Source organism: Pseudomonas sp. S2_A05 (genome assembly GCF_054668485.1).
On sequence record NZ_CP162775.1, the window covers coordinates 604,689 to 622,782 of the forward strand.

At 59.7% G+C, this 18,094-nt stretch carries 19 protein-coding genes; 3 read left to right on the forward strand and 16 right to left on the reverse strand.

Going from position 1 to position 18,094, the window contains the following annotated elements; translation table 11 throughout:
* Window positions 1-44: 44 nt before the first annotated feature.
* The 8 genes from AB4O12_RS02845 to minC all read right to left on the reverse strand — a co-directional run bounded on the left by AB4O12_RS02845 (window position 45) and on the right by minC (window position 6,741).
* A complete protein-coding gene (locus AB4O12_RS02845) occupies window positions 45-221 on the reverse strand; it encodes a hypothetical protein (RefSeq protein WP_460060289.1) in 177 nt (58 codons plus the stop codon).
* 192 nt (window positions 222-413) lie between these two features.
* Window positions 414-1,703 carry a M18 family aminopeptidase gene (locus AB4O12_RS02850; RefSeq protein WP_016773748.1) on the reverse strand — a complete coding sequence of 430 codons (1,290 nt, stop codon included), beginning with the start codon at window positions 1,701-1,703 and terminating at the stop codon, window positions 414-416.
* 78 nt (window positions 1,704-1,781) lie between these two features.
* Complete coding sequence (locus AB4O12_RS02855; RefSeq protein ID WP_460062375.1) at window positions 1,782-2,855, reverse strand: hypothetical protein; 1,074 nt, start codon at window positions 2,853-2,855, stop codon at window positions 1,782-1,784.
* A 113-nt stretch (window positions 2,856-2,968) separates the two neighbouring features.
* A complete protein-coding gene (locus AB4O12_RS02860) occupies window positions 2,969-3,811 on the reverse strand; it encodes a protein kinase family protein (RefSeq protein WP_460060290.1) in 843 nt (280 codons plus the stop codon).
* Window positions 3,812-3,963: 152 nt separating this feature from the next.
* Window positions 3,964-4,599, reverse strand: a complete 636-nt coding sequence (locus AB4O12_RS02865) for an RluA family pseudouridine synthase (RefSeq protein ID WP_024012204.1) — start codon at window positions 4,597-4,599, stop codon at window positions 3,964-3,966.
* Window positions 4,600-4,768: 169 nt separating this feature from the next.
* Window positions 4,769-5,035 (reverse strand): cell division topological specificity factor MinE, encoded by a 267-nt coding sequence (minE, locus tag AB4O12_RS02870; protein WP_460060292.1) that lies wholly within the window; start codon window positions 5,033-5,035, stop codon window positions 4,769-4,771.
* On the reverse strand, window positions 5,022-5,834 hold the full coding sequence (gene minD / locus AB4O12_RS02875) for a septum site-determining protein MinD (protein WP_007913953.1): 813 nt from the start codon (window positions 5,832-5,834) through the stop codon (window positions 5,022-5,024). The genes minE and minD overlap by 14 nt, the downstream gene beginning before the upstream one ends.
* A 169-nt stretch (window positions 5,835-6,003) precedes the next feature.
* The gene (gene minC / locus AB4O12_RS02880; protein ID WP_041479318.1) at window positions 6,004-6,741 is read right to left on the reverse strand and encodes a septum site-determining protein MinC; all 738 of its coding nucleotides are present in this window, start codon (window positions 6,739-6,741) and stop codon (window positions 6,004-6,006) included.
* Between the two features lie 117 nt (window positions 6,742-6,858).
* Between minC and AB4O12_RS02885 the strand changes: the two genes are divergently transcribed.
* Both AB4O12_RS02885 and AB4O12_RS02890 read left to right on the forward strand, forming a co-directional pair.
* Window positions 6,859-7,791 carry a lipid A biosynthesis lauroyl acyltransferase gene (locus AB4O12_RS02885; RefSeq protein ID WP_041479319.1) on the forward strand — a complete coding sequence of 311 codons (933 nt, stop codon included), beginning with the start codon at window positions 6,859-6,861 and terminating at the stop codon, window positions 7,789-7,791.
* Between the two features lie 35 nt (window positions 7,792-7,826).
* Window positions 7,827-8,999: a patatin-like phospholipase family protein gene (locus AB4O12_RS02890; RefSeq protein ID WP_041479321.1), complete on the forward strand. Its 1,173-nt coding sequence runs from the start codon at window positions 7,827-7,829 to the stop codon at window positions 8,997-8,999.
* 91 nt (window positions 9,000-9,090) lie between these two features.
* Here AB4O12_RS02890 and AB4O12_RS02895 read toward each other — a convergent pair whose 3' ends face one another.
* The 8 genes from AB4O12_RS02895 to puuE all read right to left on the reverse strand — a co-directional run bounded on the left by AB4O12_RS02895 (window position 9,091) and on the right by puuE (window position 17,226).
* The gene (locus AB4O12_RS02895) at window positions 9,091-9,876 is read right to left on the reverse strand and encodes an outer membrane protein OmpK (protein ID WP_460060295.1); all 786 of its coding nucleotides are present in this window, start codon (window positions 9,874-9,876) and stop codon (window positions 9,091-9,093) included.
* 371 nt (window positions 9,877-10,247) lie between these two features.
* A complete protein-coding gene (locus tag AB4O12_RS02900) occupies window positions 10,248-11,033 on the reverse strand; it encodes an outer membrane protein OmpK (protein WP_460060297.1) in 786 nt (261 codons plus the stop codon).
* A 162-nt stretch (window positions 11,034-11,195) separates the two neighbouring features.
* Window positions 11,196-12,548, reverse strand: coding sequence for a nucleobase:cation symporter-2 family protein (locus AB4O12_RS02905; RefSeq protein ID WP_460060298.1), 1,353 nt, complete (start codon window positions 12,546-12,548; stop codon window positions 11,196-11,198).
* Between the two features lie 168 nt (window positions 12,549-12,716).
* Window positions 12,717-14,030: a urate hydroxylase PuuD gene (locus AB4O12_RS02910; protein WP_460060299.1), complete on the reverse strand. Its 1,314-nt coding sequence runs from the start codon at window positions 14,028-14,030 to the stop codon at window positions 12,717-12,719.
* 51 nt (window positions 14,031-14,081) lie between these two features.
* Window positions 14,082-14,585 carry an ureidoglycolate lyase gene (locus AB4O12_RS02915; protein ID WP_016773758.1) on the reverse strand — a complete coding sequence of 168 codons (504 nt, stop codon included), beginning with the start codon at window positions 14,583-14,585 and terminating at the stop codon, window positions 14,082-14,084.
* Between the two features lie 119 nt (window positions 14,586-14,704).
* Window positions 14,705-15,700 carry an allantoicase gene (alc, locus tag AB4O12_RS02920; protein WP_016773759.1) on the reverse strand — a complete coding sequence of 332 codons (996 nt, stop codon included), beginning with the start codon at window positions 15,698-15,700 and terminating at the stop codon, window positions 14,705-14,707.
* 87 nt (window positions 15,701-15,787) lie between these two features.
* A complete protein-coding gene (uraD, locus tag AB4O12_RS02925; protein ID WP_460060301.1) occupies window positions 15,788-16,303 on the reverse strand; it encodes a 2-oxo-4-hydroxy-4-carboxy-5-ureidoimidazoline decarboxylase in 516 nt (171 codons plus the stop codon).
* The gene (gene puuE / locus AB4O12_RS02930; RefSeq protein ID WP_150638729.1) at window positions 16,300-17,226 is read right to left on the reverse strand and encodes an allantoinase PuuE; all 927 of its coding nucleotides are present in this window, start codon (window positions 17,224-17,226) and stop codon (window positions 16,300-16,302) included. Before puuE ends, uraD begins: the two co-directional genes overlap by 4 nt.
* 420 nt (window positions 17,227-17,646) lie before the next feature.
* Here puuE and uraH point away from each other — a divergent pair, with 420 nt between their 5' ends.
* Window positions 17,647-18,000: a hydroxyisourate hydrolase gene (uraH, locus tag AB4O12_RS02935; protein ID WP_041479332.1), complete on the forward strand. Its 354-nt coding sequence runs from the start codon at window positions 17,647-17,649 to the stop codon at window positions 17,998-18,000.
* Window positions 18,001-18,094 lie beyond the last annotated feature (94 nt).

Consider the following 18,094-nt stretch of genomic DNA (forward strand, 5'->3'; position numbering starts at 1 on the left):
CTGGAGTGTACGAGGCCCTTTGGCTCAATGCGAGCCGGGTGCGGTCATTCGTTGAGTTTGGCGAGGATCTTGTAGACCACCGTGGCGAGGATCATCAGCATACCGATCCACATGGCGAACACCCCGGCGTTCTTGTCGCGGAAGTTGAAGCCGATGGCCAGCAGGATCATTCCGCTGAGGATGGGAATGAGCATGCCGTGGAAGGAGGACATCGAGATCATGGAGACTGCCTTGTCTGTGGGGGATGCTTGCAGTCTAGGCGGGTTTTCGAGGCGGGGTGTGATGTGGCTCAGGAATGCATCAGGCCGGGAGGATTCTGCTGTCGGCACAGGCGATTTCGCGAGCAGGCTCGCTCCCACAGGTGAATGGCATTCCATTGTGGGAGCGAGCCTGCTCGCGAAGCTTGTCAGCCGTTACGGCAATTCACGGCTGGCATAGAACGCACTGAGCACTTTGACCAGATGCGCCAGGTCATGGCTGCCGCACAGTTCGCGAATCGAATGCATGGCGAAGGTCGGCAGGCCGATGTCGACGGTGCGCACGCCCAGATGGCTGGCGGTGATCGGGCCAATCGTCGAGCCGCAGCCCATGTCGCTGCGCACCACGAAGCTTTGCACCGGGACTTCTTCGGCCATGCACAGATGGCGGAAGAAACCGGCAGTTTCGCTATTGGTGGCGTAGCGCTGGTTGCTGTTGACCTTGATCACCGGGCCGGCGTTGAGTTTCGGGCCGTGATTGGCGTCGTGCTTGTCTGCATAGTTGGGATGCACGCCGTGGGCGTTGTCGGCGGAGACCAGCAGGGATTTCTGAATCGTGCGGACGAACTCGTCGCCTTCTGGCAGCAGGCGGCGCAGAGTCTGTTCGAGCATCGGGCCGTCGGCACCGCACGCCGAGCACGAGCCGACTTCTTCGTGGTCGTTACAGACCAGCACGCAGGTCTCGTCGGTTTCGGCGGTGAGCAACGCTTGCAGGCCGGCGTAGCACGACAGCAGGTTGTCCAGACGCGCACCGGCAATGAAATCGCCGTTCAGGCCGATCACCGCAGCGCTTTGCGTGTCGTAGAAACTCAGCTCGTAATCCAGCACCACGTCGGCATTCAGGCCGTGTTCGCGAGCCAGTTGATCGGTGAGCACGGCGCGGAAATCGACGCGCTCGTCACCGGCGAATTGCGCCAGGATCGGCGGTAGTTCGGTCTGCGCGTTGATCGCCCAGCCCTGGTTGGCTTCACGGTTGAGGTGAATGGCCAGGTTGGGAATGATCGCGATGGGTGCCTTGAAGTCGATCAACTGACTCTCGACCTTGCCGTCACGGCGGAAGGTCACGCGGCCGGCCAGCGACAGATCGCGGTCGAACCATGGCGCCAGCAGCGCGCCGCCGTAGACTTCGACGCCCAGTTGCCAGAAGCCCTGACGTTGCAGTTCCGGTTGCGGCTTGACCCGCAGACACGGGCTGTCGGTGTGCGCGCCGACCAGACGGATACCGTCGTGCAGTGGCGAGTTGCGGCCCATTTTGATCGCGACGATCGAGGAGTCGTTACGGGTAACGTAATAGCGGCCGTTGGCCTCGGTGGACCATGGCTCGCGCTCGTCGAGGCGCACATAACCGGCGGCCTCCAGACGCTGAACGAGGCTGGCGGTGGCGTGGAACGGGGTAGGGGAGGCCTTGAGAAAGTCGATCAGGCCCTGGTTCAACTCTGCGCGCATAAGAAACTCCAGACAGCAATGGGCGGCAGTTTAACGCATCACTCAGCGCCATTGGGCAAGTGGTTTGCGCAAGCACGCTCAGGAATGCTGATCGATGCGCTTGCGCAGGTAGGCAATGATGGCTTGTTGATCATCCTTTCTGGCGGGTTTCGGCAGGTGCTTCGGCCAGCCCTTGCCGCTGCCGAAGAAGGCCTTTTGCGTGACGCTGTCCCAGCGCAGGATTTCCCGCGACGCCGATTCCCACCATTCGTGACGGCAGATCTCGTAATACGGATGGGCAGGTGCAGCACTGCCGAACAGCAACGCCCGGCCGACTTTCTTCATGCCGCCGCGCTTTTTGCGCAGCTTCCACTTGATGCGCAGGCGCTCCCAGGTTGAGGGAACGGGTTTGCTGCGCGGAACCTCGTTGCACAGCTCTGGCAGTTCGGGGTGGAAGGCCTCGCCGTAACGGGCGAAAAAATGTTTCTGCATGGCGTGGAAGAAGTTTTTGTCGGCGAAGTAGTGATAGACGAATTTCTTCGCTTCCTGGATCGGCTGGTCGCGCATGGCAAACGACAGTGCAATCTGTTCGATCGTATGGATGTCGAACGGGTCCTGCGTCCACTCATCGATCAGCCGGACCGATTTCTCCAGCAGCGCTGCATCGCCATCGGTGACGCCGCACAAGCCGCTGTTGTAGAGCTTGAAGCTGTTCGTCGACGAGATGCCGTGGACTTGCAGGCAGCGCGCGAGTTTTTCGTAGTCCGCCCGGTTACAGACGTAACTCCAGTCATATTCGAAGCGGTCCATCACGTAACGGCCGGGCGTGATCATGCTGAACAGCCGGTGCGGCGAATCGAGAAACAGCGTGTCGGTGTCGACAAACAGGGTTTTTTCGGCAAGCGTCAGGCCCAGTGCAATGGCGCACGCTTTGCGGCGGTGGTGGTAGCCGTTCTCGCCCTGCCACTGGATCAGGGTCTGCTCGCTCAAAGGGACGGTATCGACCGGCCAGCCGGCATAGTCCTGCGGACGATCGGTCAGGACTCGGATGCACAACGATTCATCTGGCTGCAGCTGTGCAAGGGCGGTGAGGATGCTGAATTTCGCCTCGCGCCGATAAACGTCTTTGTCGCCATAGATCAGGTAGAGCAGCTGGTGCGGTACTTTTTCCAGGGGGGAAGGCTTCGCGCATAAGCGGCTCCATACGGCGGGGGGCGCGAGTTTACCGTATTGCTCCGCTGATTTGCAGGCCGGACACTTGCTTCAAAGTGTTGCCAGGGAGGGCGTCAACCAGTGATCAATCTGCCAGAGAGGAAGACTTCACGGCGTTGCTTGCGACCGACGTATTCATGTTTGCTCAACTGATAGACAGCCTCGAACCTGTCTCTCGACAGACCGGGCAGCGCGCTGAGATATTGATCGACCAGGCGATCGTAGGCGGCTTCGGTGATGAATTTGTAGATATCCCGACGATAGAAGAAGCCGAGTTGAAAACCGAGTGTTTCACTTGCGTGCGCGGTCGGGCCTGCGAAGCAGTTTTCAAAGTCGATGGCTTTGAGTGGCCTTTGCGTTTGCTCGGGCACCATGATGTTGCCCACCCAGAAATCCATGTGGGTGATGTTCTTGCTGGCGAGCGAGCTGAGCAGTTGAAACGCGTCGAGGATAAAGGCTTCGATGTTTTCGGGATTGCGTCTGATGCACTCGGCCCCATCAATATGGCCTTCGAGCAGGTGAGTCAGCAGGAAGAACTCCTCGGTCAGGCCGAGTCTGCTGCGGGTATAGCCATAGCCCTTCAGTGGAGGCATCTCCACGCCCCGGCGCTGAGCTTCGAGGGAATTCATCAGCTCTTCGAGAGGCCAGTCGAAGCGCCCGTTGCGTTGCGGTTTGTTCAGACTCACCCGCACCTTTGCCTTGAACGTGTCCAATGGCTGGACCTTGGCAAATAGTGGTGTTTCACAGGACGACAACGGTGCGCTGGCCCGGGTCAGTTTGTGCGCGCGGCGTTTTTTAATGAGCTGCTCCAGGGCCTGGCGTGCCTGGATGCTGGGTGCTTCGCTCAAGTGCAGGGTCGTGTTACCGAATGCGTAGATGATCGGGTATTCGGATTGAAGTGTTTTGTTGCAGAACACGGGAAAGGCCTCCTGCCTGATATCGAAGTGCCATGATTTTATATTTGATTACAATTTTATGACAGTTCTTTACGTCAATCTATTGCCGGTGGAATTCTGGCAGGACAAAAAAAGCCCTTCACCAGGAAGGGCTTCCAAAGTATTCACGCAATTCAGAACGGAGCCGGGCACTCGAAGCGCAGGCGCTCGCCGGTCTGCGGATGAGTGAAGCTGAGCATGCTTGCGTGCAGGCACAGACGGGGCCAGGCCGCCAGCGCCTGCTCGTGGGCGTAGAGCCCGTCACCGAGTAGCGGGTGGCCGATCGACAACATGTGTACGCGCAGTTGATGGGAGCGGCCGGTAATCGGTGTCAGTTCGACACGGCACCAGTCGCCGCAACGTTCCAGCACCTTCCAGAAGGTCAGCGCATGCTTGCCGAATTCGTGATCGACCACGTGTCGCGGCTTGGTCGGTGGGTCGTAGCGCAGGGGCAGATCGATGCTGCCGCTGTCCAGCTCCGGCTGACCCCAGGCCAAAGCGGTGTAGGCCTTTTCGGTTTCGCGATCGTGAAACTGCCGCGACAGTTCGCGATGAGTGTCGGCGTCACGGGCCAGCAGGATGATCCCGGAGGTTTCCCAGTCCAGGCGATGAACGATGCGCGCTTCCGGGTAGCCGTTTTCCTGCAAGCGGGTAATCAGGCAGTCCTTGTTGTCGTCAGCGCGACCGGGCACCGAGAGCAGCAGGGTCGGTTTGTCGACCACAAGAACGGCGGCGTCCTCGTGGATGATGCGGATGTTGGACAGCGGCATTAAAACAGCCTCGTAACAAATGCCAACGGCGGCTCGGGACTGCTGATAACTCTGTAGGAGCTGCCGAAGGCTGCGATCTTTTGACTTTGAAGATCAAAAGATCGCAGCCTTCGGCAGCTCCTACACGAGCATCAACAGCCCGAGCCGCCGTAGCGACTGCCAAATCGACTCAGCGATCGGGCAGGGTGATGTTGAGTTCCAGAATCGAGCAACTGCCCTGGCTTTCCAGTGCAACATGTACGTCGTCGTTGCCGATGTTGACGTACTTGCGGATCACGTCGACCAGTTCCTTCTGCAAGGCTGGCAGGTAATCCGGCGTGCTGCGCTGGCCGCGCTCATGCGCCACGATGATCTGTAGACGCTCTTTCGCTACCGAGGCGGTACTTGGCTTTTTGTTGGCACGAAAGAAGTCAAAAGGTTCATTACCTACCTCCAAACAGGCGCTCGAAGAATCCCTTCTTCTCGACATCGAGGAATCGGTGGGCTTTTTCTTTGCCCAGCAGGCGGTCGACGGTATCGCTGTAAGCCTGACCGGCATCGCTCTGGTCGTCGAGAATCACCGGCACGCCCTGGTTGGAAGCCTTGAGCACCGCCTGGGATTCCGGGATGACGCCGAGCAGGGTCACCGAGAGGATCTCCTTGACGTCTTCAACGCCAAGCATCTCGCCTTTTTCAACCCGCTCCGGGTGGTAGCGGGTGATCAGCAGGTGTTCCTTGATCGGGTCTTCGCCACGTTCGGCGCGGCGCGATTTGCTCGCCAGCAGGCCGAGCATGCGGTCCGAGTCACGTACCGAGGAGACTTCCGGGTTGGTCACGACGATCGCTTCATCGGCGAAATACATGGCCAGGTGCGCACCTTTCTCGATGCCCGCCGGGGAATCGCAGACGACGAACTCGAATTGTTCCTTGAGCTCCATCAGGACTTTTTCCACGCCTTCGACGGTCAGCGCGTCTTTGTCGCGGGTCTGGCTGGCCGCCAGTACGTAGAGGTTTTCCAGGCGCTTGTCTTTGATCAGTGCCTGTTGCAGGTTGGCTTCGCCGTTTACCACGTTGACGAAGTCATACACCACGCGGCGCTCGCAACCCATGATCAGGTCGAGGTTACGCAAGCCCACGTCGAAGTCGACGATCACTGTTTTGTGGCCGCGCAGAGCGAGACCGGTACCGATAGCGGCGCTGGTGGTGGTCTTACCCACACCACCCTTGCCGGATGTAACCACGAGAATCTTGGCCAAGGTGTTTCACCCCTAAGGAAGAAGGACTGTTCAGCCCCTGAAAAACATCTCTTGAAAACTACTGCAGTCGGACAGCCTTGGCTGGAATTTGGCTTTGAGCCTTTTTCCTACTTCGTTTGAGCCGTTTTCGCTACGTTTTAGAGATGCTTGGAAAATGCGGCAGTATCCGTTAAAGCCGAATGATGTTCAACACGTCGCCTGACAGGCTGACCTGGACGCCCGAGCCCCACATCGGATCACGACGCAAATCCTCGGAGACCTTGTAATGACCGGCGATGGAGATCAGTTCAGCGCTCAATTGCTGACAGAAAATCCGTGCCTTGGTGTCACCTTTGACGCCGGCCAGCGCACGGCCGCGCATCGGGCCGTATACATGGATGTTGCCATCGGCGAGAAGTTCCGCCCCCGGACTGACCGATGAGACCACGACCAGATCGCCACCCTGGGCATATATCTGCTGGCCACCACGTACTGGCGTGGTGATTACGCGGGTCGGTTTGACGGTCGGCTCAGGCGGCTTTTCCGGCTTCTTTTTGACTTCGGCTTCCGGCGTCTCCAGCGGACGCTCGCGGGCGCCGGAGGGCGGTAGCACGGGGATGTCGATGGCGATGGCGGCGGCGATGTCTTCGATGCGGCTGGCACGAATGGCCAGGGTACGCAGACCGTGCTGACGGCAGACGCGCATCAGCCCCGGCAGGTCAACCGCGCCCTGATTCGGCGGTAGTTTGTCCAGCGCCAGAACCAGCGGTGCATTGCTGAAAAAATTCGGCGCCTGGGCGACTTTGGCGGCCAATTGCCGATCGAGGCTTTCGAGGTCGTTACGGGCCAGTTCCAGCACAGTGATGGCCAGCATGCTGCCCTTGAGCTGGAATACGGGATCTTGGTCTAACGGGTCGGTTTGGCTCATGTCGGCATACAACGGCTTGTCACTAAAAGTGCCGAGACTTATAACGAGAACGCCCGCGAGCCGCAAGCCGGGTCGAACGATGTAGAATGCGCGGCCACTGTATTTACGGAAGCTTTAATGGATCGCCCGCGTTTTCGAAAAGCATATCTTGCTCCGCGCTTCTGGCCGCTCTGGTGCGGCCTGGGGCTTTTGTGGCTGATCGTGCAGTTGCCGTATCCGGCGCTGCTGACCATCGGTCGAGTTTTGGGCGCGTTGATGTATCGCGTCGCCAGCGACCGGCGAACCATCGCCCGGCGCAATCTGGAATTGTGCTTTCCGGAAAAATCCGCCGCTGAGCGCAAACGCCTGCTCAAGGAAAACTTCGCCTCCACCGGCATTGCCTTTTTTGAAATGGCGATGAGCTGGTGGTGGTCGCGCGAGCGTCTGGCGAAACTGGCCCACGTCGAAGGCCTTGAACATCTGCAGAAGGCCCAGCGCGAAGGCAAAGGCGTGATTCTCATGGCCGCGCATTTCACCACCCTGGAAATCGGCGCGGCGCTGCTCGGCCAGCAGCACACCATCGACGGCATGTACCGCGAACACAAAAACCCCTTGTTCGACTTCGTCCAGCGCCGTGGCCGCGAGCGGCACAATCTCGATTCGCTGGCGGTGGAGCGCGATGACGTACGCGGCATGCTCAAACTGCTGCGCTCGGGACGGGCGATCTGGTATGCGCCGGATCAGGATTACGGCGCCAAGCAGAGCATCTTCGTGCCGCTGTTCGGCATTCAGGCCGCCACCGTCACTGCGACGACCAAGTTTGCACGGCTGGGCAAAGCGCTGGTGGTGCCGTTCACTCAGGAACGTCTGGCCGACGGCAGTGGTTATCGCCTGGTGATTCATCCGCCGCTGGAAGACTTCCCCGGCGAAAGCGAGGAGGCCGATTGCATCCGCATCAATCAGTGGGTCGAGAGCGCTTTGCGTGCCTGCCCCGAGCAGTATCTGTGGGCGCATCGGCGCTTCAAGAGTCGCCCACCGGGCGAGCCGAAGCTTTATCCCAAGCGTCGTTGATTCACCCGTACTGACAAGCACTGTGGAGTGTTGCGATGAGTCCTGCTGAACCGGTCACAGGTTTGATTCTTTCCGGCGGCGGGGCTCGGGCGGCTTATCAGGTCGGGGTGCTGGCGGCGATTGCCGAGTTGCTGCCGGTCGGTGCGGACAATCCGTTTCCGGTGATCGTCGGCACCTCGGCCGGGGCGATCAATGCGGTCAGCCTGGCCAGTGGTGCCATGGATTTTCGCGCTGCCATCGAACGCCTGACCCAGTTCTGGCAGGGCTTTCGCAGCCACCGCGTGTTGCGCAGCGACTGGCCGGGCGTGATCCATCAGGCCAGCCGTTTTGTCAGCCACAGCCTGCTCGGCCTCGGTCGGCAGATGCCGGTGGCACTGCTCAACAGTTCGCCGCTGCGCGAGCTGCTCGAGGAAAAACTGCACCTGCCCGGCATCGCCGAATCCATCGCGCGCAAGCAATTGCACGCGGTAGCGGTGACTGCGTTCGGCTACGAATCGGGGCAAGCGGTGACGTTCTATCAGGGCGGCGGCACCATCGACGCCTGGCTGCGGCACCGCCGTATTGGCGTGCCGACGCAATTGTCGGTCGATCACCTGTTGGCCAGTTCGGCGATCCCGCTGTTGTTCGCGCCAGTGAAAATCGGCGAGGAATATTTCGGTGACGGCGCAGTGCGCCAGTCGGCGCCGATCAGCCCGGCGCTGCATCTGGGGGCCAGTCGCGTGCTGGTGGTGGGCGTCAGCGGCAACCCGCGCGGCGTCGATCCGCAGCAGCCGCTGGAGCGCGCCTACAGCGGCCAGCAACCGACGCTGGCGCAGATTGGCGGGCACATGCTCAACAGCACGTTCATCGACAGTCTGGAGAGCGATATCGAGTTGCTGCAGCGTCTGAATCAGTTCAGTCATTTGCTCCCGGCCGGCACACCCACTCGCGCGCTGGGTGTGGCGCCCGTGGAAGTGCTGGTGATTGCGCCGAGTCAGCCGATCGACGAAATCGCCGCGCGGCATCGCCAGGAGCTGCCAGCGGCGTTGCGCCTGTTTCTGCGCGGGCCGGGGGCGACGAAGACGAGCGGGGCGGGGGTGCTCAGTTATCTGCTGTTCGAGGCGGGGTATTGCAGCGAGTTGATCGAGTTGGGACGGCGGGATGCGTTGGCCAAGCGCGAGGAGCTGTGCCGGTTTTTGCGGATATCTGAAGCGGTGGCTCCTGCCTGAAATCTGCGGTGAGGCCTTCGCGAGCAGGCTCGCTCCCACATTGGAACTCGGTCTGAATGTGGGAGCGAGCCTGCTCGCGAAGCTTTCAGGGTCAGAAGTGGAACTTGACCAGGAAGCTCGTGGTGCTCTGATCGGTCTTGAAGTACTGGCTGTCCTTGATCCCGTACTTGTCCGACCAGTAGTCGTACTCGACACCGACATACAACTGCTTCTCGCCGAAATTCAGCGCCTTGCCCAGGTCGTATTTGACCTGCGGGTTGAAGTGCAGGTTGGCGTGGTAGTCGCCCTTGGAATTGGAGTCGTTGTCGACCACCCAGTCCATGAAACCGTCGATGAGGATGTTCGATTTACCCACCGGGATGATGTAGGACCACACCGGGGTGATCTGCCAGACATTGTCACCGGCGCGTGCGCCCTGGGTGTGACGCTGGTAGAAGTTCAGCTGGAAGTAGTCGAAGCCTGGAATCGCCAGGTCGAAGCCCGGACCGATCAGGTACGATTCGGTATCGCCTTCACCGAACTCGTAGGTCATGGCCAGCAACACGTCAGTCACCGGACCAAAGGCCAGTTTCTGATCGAAGATCTTGCCGAACGACAGGCGCGGGCTGAGCTCGCCGTAGTAGGTGTTGGAGCCGACGCCGCCATCATCTTTGCCGTTGTAGAAGATCTTGTCGATGAACAGGAAGTTGTCCCCATACTTCCAGGCATCGGCGTGCTCGAAGGTCACGGTCTGCTGAATGCGCGGGTTGACCTGGAAGTCCTTGCCATACAGGTAGGTCAGGCTGTTGTTCTGCCACTGCAGCAGGCCTTCGGCCATCGCCTGGCCGCCGGCGAACATCGATCCGGCCAGCATCAGGCTGGTGCACATACGTTTCATTCGGTTGCTCCCAAAGTAGGTGTTCCACGTTATTTTTTTAAGATCGGCGCTCTGATGTGGCGCCTTTTTTCGTACCGCAAATTTCATCCGATCGGTCAGCTTTGAATGCTGGTAGCAAAAGCTGCGCCAAGGCTTTTGAAAAACCAAAAAACGCCCGTTCGGCTGCTGAAAAACAGTCGACGAGCGTGTTTTCGGGATGCCTCAGGACTGACCGCAGCCGGGATAAGTTGGCTTTTCGGTCAGAAATTGAATTCGGGCTTTTTTTTAGAGCGAATTCGGAAGGCCGCGGAGAATACTGACTCCTCGGCCAACGCTCAAGTGCCCCGCAACAGAGCACCGACGGCAGGCATGGCGCACGGTTGCGGGCCATCTCAGAAGTGCACCTTCAGCAGCAGGCTGGCAGTGTTCTGGTTGGTATCGAACGCGTGGCTGTTTTCGATGCCGTATTTGTTCTTCCAGTAGCTGTACTCGGTGCCGACGTATACCTGTTTCTGGCTCCAGCCCAAGGCTTTGCCGAGGTCGTATTTGATCTGCGGATTGATGTGCAGGTTGGCGTGGTAGGTGCCGCGCGAGTTTTCGTCATTGTCGACGACCCAGTCGAGGTAGCCGTCGATCAGCACATCGGAATTGCCCAGTGGGAAGCTGTAGGACCACGCGGGGGTGATCTGCCAGACACCATCGCCGGGCCGCGGGCCTTCGGTCTGACGACGGAAAATGTTCAGGGTGACGTAGTTGAAGCCGGGCACTTTCAGATCGAAGCCGGGACCGATCAGGTAGGCCTCGCTTTCGCCCTCGCCGTACTCGTAGGTCATCGCCAGCAGCACATCCTTGATCGGGCCGTACTCGATCTTGCGGTCGAGGATCTTGCCGAAGGAAAAGCGCGGGGTGAACTCGCCGTAGAAGGTGTGTGGACCTTTGTTCGGGTCCTCCTTGCCGTTGTAGAAGATCTTGTCGACAAATAGAAAGTTGTCACCGTACTTCCACTTGTCGGCGTGCTCGAAGGTGACCGTCTGCTGATAGGACGGGTTGATCGCGAAGTTCTTGCCGTACAGATAGCTGAGGCTGTTGCTCTGCCACAGCAGCAGATCGCCGGCCATGGCCTGACTCGCGGCCAGCAGGCCGCCACACAACAGAACGTTGCTTTGCGTGCGGATCATCTGTTGCTCCCTGTTGTTTTTATTGTTTGAGGCACAAGCAGTTGCGTAGTCCCTGTGGGAGCGAGCCTGCTCGCGAAGCGGTTGTGTCAGTCGCCACCAATGTTGAATGACACAGTGCTTTCGCGAGCAGGCTCGCTCCCACAGGTGGTGTGGTGGTTTCAATCAGTGCGCATGGCAATCGTTGATCGCCGCACGCTCCTTGCCGCCGAGGATGTTGAACAGCAGGTTCAGGGTCAGCGCGCTGAGGGTGGCCATGGCGATGCCGCTGTGGGTGATCGGGCTCATCCACATCGGCAGGTGGGCGAAGAATTCCGGACGCACCACCGGGATCAGGCCCATGCCGATGCTCACCGCGACCAGCAACTGGTTGCGGCGGTCACCGATGTCCGCCTCTTGGAGGATTTTGATGCCAGTCGCGGCGACCATGCCGAACATCGCAATCGCCGCACCGCCCAGCACTGCCGGTGGAATCGATGCCACCAGAAACGCCGCTTTGGGCAACAGGCTGAGGACGATCAGCAGACCGCCGGCAACGATGGTCACCGAACGGCAGCGCACGCCGGTCATCTGCACCAGGCCGATGTTCTGCGCGAACGAGGAGTGGGTGAAGGTGTTGAAGAAACCGGCGAAAAACGACGCGCCGGCATCGCACAACAAGCCACGACGGAGCATGCGTGGGCAGACTTCCTGGCCGGTGATCTTGCCCAGCGCGAGGAACATCCCGGTGGACTCGACGAAGATGATCACCACCACCAGACACATCGACAGAATCGGTGCCAGCTCGAATTTGGGCATGCCGAAATGCAACGGGGTGACGAACTGAATCCACGGTGCGCTGGCCATGCCGCTGAGGTCGACCATGCCGATCGCGCCGCACAATACATAGCCCAGGCACATGCCGATCAGCACGGAAATATTGACCCAGAAACCGCGCATGAAGCGATGAACCAACAGGATGGTGGCCAGCACCAGCGCAGCGATGGCCAGATAAATCGGCGAACCGAATTGCGCGGCATCGACCCCGCCACCGGCCCAGTTCACGGCCACGGGGAACAGCGATAAACCGATCGAGGTGATGACGGTGCCGGTCACCAGCGGCGGGAAGAAACGCACGACCTTGGACATGAACGGCGCGATCACCATGCCGAAGAAACCGGCAGCGATCGTTGCACCGAAGATGCCTTGCAGACCGATGCCGGGCATGCCGGCCATGGCCACCATGCTGCCGACCGCAGCGAAACTGGCGCCCATCATCACCGGCATGCGAATGCCCATCGGGCCGATGCCGAGCGACTGCACGATAGTGGCGATGCCGGCGACGAGCAGGTCGGCGTTGATCAGGAAGGCGATTTCTTCACGACTCAGGCCAGCGGCCTGTCCGATGATCAGCGGCACCGCGATGGCACCGCCGTACATCAGCAGAACATGTTGCAGACCGACCAGGATCAGTTGCAAAAGGGGCAAACGCTGAATGGCGGGTGCGTCGGGGATGCGCGCTTTGGACAGCTCGGACATGCAACACCTCGGATCTTTTTTATTCTTGTGATTAACAGCTGCCGGGTTGCTTGCAGCTGTTTCTTTGCATCAGGGGGACCGCGGAGCGGCCATTCGCGGGCAAGCCCGCTCCCACACAGGCAATGCAAAACCCTGTGGGAGCTGGCTTGCCAGCGATGCTTTTAACGATTAATTGGTTTGCGCTCCCTGGGCAATCCAGGCACCGATCAGGTCACGTTCCTGCTGGGTCATCTGGGTGATGTTGCCCAGTGGCATGATCTGCGTGGTGATGGCTTGCGCCTGAATGCGCGCGGCGTTCTGGCGGATCTGCTCTGGGGTGTCGAACATCACACCGGCCGGGGCTGCGCTGAACAACGGGCTGGTCGGCTTGGACGAATGGCACACCGTGCAACGCTCTTGAATCACGTTGTGCACCTTGTCGAAACCGGAGCCGGCATTCGAGGCTTGCGCGGGTGCCGCCGCAGGGGCTGCGGGTGCCGCAGGTTGCGCCGCTTCGGCCGGTTTCGCGCCACCGCCCAGTGCCGTTTCCGGCAGCGGTTGGTACTCGATTTTCGCCGGTGCCTTGGCCACTTCAGGTGCGCTCGACATCGGCGCCGGGCCAGTGACGTAGGCCAGGCAGATCATGCCCACCGCTGCCACCGGCAGGGTCCAGGCAAACTTGTGGCTGTCGTGACGGGTGTTGAAGTAGTGACGCACCAACACCGCCAACACTGCGATCCCGGCGAGGATCAACCAGTTGTACTGGCTGCCGTAAGTGCTCGGGAAGTGGTTGCTGATCATGATGAACAGCACCGGCAGGGTGAAGTAGTTGTTGTGTCGCGAACGCAGCAGGCCCTTGGCCGGCAGGGCCGGATCAGGCGTGCGGTTCTCGGCGATCGCCGCGACCAGTGCCCGTTGCGCCGGCATGATGATGCGGAACACGTTACCGACCATGATGGTGCCGATGATCGCGCCAACGTGCAGGTACGCACCACGACCGCTGAACACCTTGCTGAAGCCATAGGCGGCGGCAATGATCAGCACGAACAGGATGAAGCCGAGCAGGGCGGGTTTCTTGCCCAGGGCCGAATCGCAGAGGAAGTCGTAGACAAACCAGCCGACGATCAGCGAGCCGATACCGATGGCCACGCCTTCAGGACCGCTGAGGCCACTGCCGGGTGCCACGAGGTAGAGCACCGGATTGGAGTAGAACACCACGCACAGCAGCGCGATCCCCGACATCCAGGTGAAGTAGGCTTCCCACTTGAACCAGTGCAGGTTGTCCGGCATGGACGGTGGGGCCAGTTTGTATTTTTCCAGGTGGTAGATGCCGCCGCCGTGGATCGCCCACAGATCACCGGCCAGACCGGTTTTCGGGTTGACGCGGTTGAGGTTGTTCTCCAGCCAGACGAAGTAGAACGACGCGCCGATCCAGGCCACGCCAGTGATCATGTGAACCCAGCGCACGCTCAGGTTCAGCCATTCCAACAGATGTGCTTCCACAGTCTTTACCTCTCGCCTGTCACTCTTGTTGTCGAGTGATCAGACCTTCTCTTATTGGTGGGGGGCGAGGATCAACCGCTCATCCTCTTTGAAAAAATGCTCATCGCAGTTATTGCCTGTGCCACTGCGATCAACCACCAGGAAGTCATCCCGCTTTTCGATCGTCAGCACCGGGTGGTGCCAAACGCCGCGATGGTAATTAATGCCCTGCCTGCCGTTGGTGACGAAGGCGCGGACCAAGCCTGATACAGGTTCATCGCCAACTGGCGCGACCACGATCAGAAAGGGGTTGCCGAGCAGCGGTATGAAAGCCTGGCTGCCCAGCGGATGGCGTTCCAGCATGCAAACGGTCAGCGGCATGTCCTGCGCGTCGGCGCGGAAAATGCTGATGATCGCGTTGTCCTCAGGCGTAGCGGTTTCGACCGTCGCCAGTTTGTGGAAGCGCATGGTCGAACCGTTGTTGATCATGAAGTGATCGCTGCCGTCGGTTTCGATCACGTCACCGAAAGGGGCGAAGGCTTCTTTGGTCAGCGGTTCAATCGTCAGTGTGCGCATGCTGTTCTTCTTATCCGGATTCTGTTTTGTTGGTTCTGACGCTTTCGCGAGCAGGCTCGCTCCCACCTTTGGAATGCTATTCCCTGTGGGAGCGAGCCTGCTCGCGAACGGATTCAACCCTATTTAGCGACCTTGCCGAGTACACGCAGGCGACTCACGCCACCATCCGGGAACACGTTCAGGCGGATGTGGGTGATCGGGCCGAGTGCCTTGATCTGCTCGACGAAGGTGTGTTCGGCGTGCATTTCCAGCTTCTGGCTTGGCAGCAGTTCGCGCCAGAACAGCGACTGGGTTTCGATCTGGCTGTCAGTCCCGCCTTTCACGAACGCGCCCTGGATCGAGCAAGTGTCCGGGTAGTTGCCTTTGAAGTGCAGGGTGTCGACGACGATCTTCTCGATCTCGCCCGGATGACCCAGGGCGACGATCACCCAGTCATTGCCCGGCGTGCGACGACGCGCGGTTTCCCAGCCGTCGCCCATGTTGATGCCACGGCCCGGATTGAGGATGTTGCTCATGCGGCCGAAGTGTTCGTCGGAGCAGGCGAGGGCGCGGCCACCGTTGAGGGCTGCTGCCAAGTCCACTTGCTCGTTGTCACCCACAGCGGACCAGTCGCGGAACGGAATGCCGTACACGCGCAGACGGGCAACACCACCGTCCGGGTAGATGTTGAAGCGCAGGTGGCTGAACGCTTTGTCGTTGCTGATTTCGTGGTAGTGGTGGCTGTTGCCCTGCAGCTCGACGGCCGACAGCACTTCGGTCCACTGGGTGTTTTCATCCGGCTCGCCCGAGGCCAGGAAGCACGCTTCCAGCGAGGCCGATGGCGGGTAGTTGCCGGTGAAGAATGAAGTGTCGATGTCCACGCCTTTGATCGAGCCCGGTACGCCCAGACGGATCACCGCGCTGTCGAAACCTTCGAAGCGCTTGCGGCGCGACTCCCAGCCGTCCATCCACTTGCCGTTGTCATCGAACACGCCCTCCTTCCATACGGCCGGGGTCGGTTGGAACAGACGATTGGCGTCTGCGAACCAGTCATCGGTGACCGAAATGATCTTGGTGCCCAGACGGGCGTCGGCCAGGTTGACGTATTTTTCGAAAGGTACGGCGTAAGCTTTCATTCTTCTTGTCTGCCTTTGATAAGTTGGCTGGGGATGCTCGCAGGGCCCTGGGCGTTTGCGCGTTCATTCACGCTCGGGCCAGGCTTGCTAAAGAGTCAGTAAACGGAACAGGGCAATCTTGTTGATCTCCGCCAGCGCGCATTTGAACTCGGCTTCCACCGAATTGTTGATGCGCGTTTCGAACGCCGCGAGGATCTGATGCCGGTTGCTGCCTTTTACCGCCATGATGAAGGGAAACTTGAACTTGGCTTTGTAGGCGTCGTTCAGCTCGGTGAAGCGCTGGAACTCTTCGGCCGTGCATTGGTGAATACCGGCGCCAGCCTGTTCATTGGTGCTGGCTTCGGTCAGTTGGCCCTGGACGGCAGCTTTGCCGGCCAAGTCCGGGTGAGCGTTGGTCAGGGCCAGCTGGCTGGCATGATCGGCGCTCAACAGGATATCGCTCATGCGCTGGTGCAGGGTTTCGATCTCGTCGATCGAAGCGTCCGCACCGAGGTCGTAGGCCTTTTCGGCCACCCATGGCGAATGTTCGTAGATGTCGGCGAAGGCTTTGACGAAAGCGTCGCGGCTCAGGGTCGACGGTTGCAGGGTTTGAAAGCGGCTCATTTTGCAGTCCCTTGGTACGGGTGGGTTTGCTGCCAGTGGCGTGCGATGTCGACGCGACGGCTGAACCACACCTGTTCATGACTTTTGGCGTATTCGATAAAGCGCTTGAGCGAAGCGAGGCGACCAGGACGGCCGATCAGGCGGCAGTGCAGACCGATCGAAAGCATTTTCGGTGCCTCGGCACCTTCGGCGTAAAGCACGTCGAATGCGTCTTTGAGGTATTCGAAGAAATCGTCACCCTTGTTGAAACCCTGCACTTGCGTGAAGCGCATGTCGTTGGTGTCGAGGGTGTAGGGGATCACCAGATGCGGCTTGCCGGTCGGGTTGTTCGGTTCCCAGTAGGGCAGGTCATCGTCGTAGGTATCGCAGTCGTAGAGGAAACCGCCTTCTTCCATGACCAGGCGACGGGTATTCGGCCCGGTACGGCCGGTGTACCAGCCCAGCGGACGCTCGCCGGTCAGTTCGGTGAGGATGCGGATCGCTTCGAGCATGTGCTCGCGTTCCTGCGCTTCGTCCATGTACTGGTAGTCGATCCAGCGGTAGCCGTGGCTGCAGATTTCGTGGCCGGCCTCGACCATCGCACGGATCACGTCCGGGTGACGCTGGGCGGCCATGGCCACGGCGAAGATGGTCAGCGGAATATCGAATTCCTTGAACAGCTTCAAAATGCGCCAGACGCCGGCACGGCTGCCATACTCGTAAAGCGATTCCATGCTCATGTTGCGCGCGCCCTGCAGCGGCTGGGCAGCGACCATTTCCGACAGGAAGGCTTCGGATTCCTTGTCGCCGTGCAGAACATTGCGCTCGCCACCTTCTTCGTAATTGAGCACGAAGGACAGGGCGATCCGGGCATTGCCCGGCCAGTGTGGGTGAGGAGGGTTACTGCCGTAACCGATCAGGTCGCGTGGGTAGTCAGCGCTCACTGCAGTCTTCCTTCTTGTACGTTGACAGATTGGTGTGGCGGCCTGGCAGGCTGGCGTCACAGCGATGGGCTGATTGTATACAACTTTATTTACATTTTGTAAGCCTGAATTTTCGCATTTTTCACCGGCTGTCATCTTTTGCTGTTAATGGTTCCGGCCTGCAAGAAACCTGCCTGACCAGTCAGCTAATGAATAGAAGGTTCAATGATCAGGCGCTTTGCCTGCGAATTGGCGATTAAGGCCCGGATGGCGGGGGGGAAGCGAAAAATGTCGTTTTTATTGTGTACAATTTTTTTGAAAAGTGTCTTAATCAGTCGCTCGCCGCAGCGTTTCGTGCTCCGAAACGGTGCGGTCTCCTTTTCAACTGACTTCGGGAGGCGCGAAGTCTGACCGCTTGTTGCGGCCGGGCGCGCAGAATCAATGGGACGTTTGACAACACACGTTTTGGACGCTGCACACGGTTGCCCGGGCAGCTCGATCAAGGTCGAGCTGTACCGCGTTGAAGGTTCGCACCTGGAATTGGTCGCCAGTGCGACAACCAACAGTGATGGCCGGGTCGATGCGCCGCTGCTGCAGGGCGATGATTACCGCACCGGGGTTTATCAGGTGCAGTTCCATGCCGGCGATTACTACCGCGCCCGGGGCGTGCAACTGCCCGAGCCGGCCTTCCTGGACGTGGTGGTGCTGCGTTTCGGCATCTCCGCCGAGCAGGAGCACTATCACGTGCCCCTGCTGATTTCGCCTTACAGCTATTCCACGTATCGGGGCAGCTGACCCCCAAGCAGCTGCCCCCACCGGGAAGCGACTGCGCATATAGCTTCTTTGGTCTTTCGCCCGCTCACACTGCGGGCTTTTTTTATGCCTGCTT

Coding starts and splice junctions, on each gene's coding strand:
- AB4O12_RS02845 (WP_460060289.1), bottom strand. CDS start 221: ATGATCTCGATGTCCTCCTTCCACGGCATGCTCATTCCCATCCTCAGC.
- AB4O12_RS02850 (WP_016773748.1), bottom strand. CDS start 1,703: ATGCGCGCAGAGTTGAACCAGGGCCTGATCGACTTTCTCAAGGCCTCC.
- AB4O12_RS02865 (WP_024012204.1), bottom strand. CDS start 4,599: ATGCCGCTGTCCAACATCCGCATCATCCACGAGGACGCCGCCGTTCTT.
- minC (WP_041479318.1), bottom strand. CDS start 6,741: ATGAGCCAAACCGACCCGTTAGACCAAGATCCCGTATTCCAGCTCAAG.
- AB4O12_RS02885 (WP_041479319.1), top strand. CDS start 6,859: ATGGATCGCCCGCGTTTTCGAAAAGCATATCTTGCTCCGCGCTTCTGG.
- AB4O12_RS02890 (WP_041479321.1), top strand. CDS start 7,827: ATGAGTCCTGCTGAACCGGTCACAGGTTTGATTCTTTCCGGCGGCGGG.
- AB4O12_RS02895 (WP_460060295.1), bottom strand. CDS start 9,876: ATGAAACGTATGTGCACCAGCCTGATGCTGGCCGGATCGATGTTCGCC.
- AB4O12_RS02900 (WP_460060297.1), bottom strand. CDS start 11,033: ATGATCCGCACGCAAAGCAACGTTCTGTTGTGTGGCGGCCTGCTGGCC.
- AB4O12_RS02905 (WP_460060298.1), bottom strand. CDS start 12,548: ATGTCCGAGCTGTCCAAAGCGCGCATCCCCGACGCACCCGCCATTCAG.
- AB4O12_RS02915 (WP_016773758.1), bottom strand. CDS start 14,585: ATGCGCACACTGACGATTGAACCGCTGACCAAAGAAGCCTTCGCCCCT.
- alc (WP_016773759.1), bottom strand. CDS start 15,700: ATGAAAGCTTACGCCGTACCTTTCGAAAAATACGTCAACCTGGCCGAC.
- uraD (WP_460060301.1), bottom strand. CDS start 16,303: ATGAGCCGCTTTCAAACCCTGCAACCGTCGACCCTGAGCCGCGACGCT.
- uraH (WP_041479332.1), top strand. CDS start 17,647: ATGGGACGTTTGACAACACACGTTTTGGACGCTGCACACGGTTGCCCG.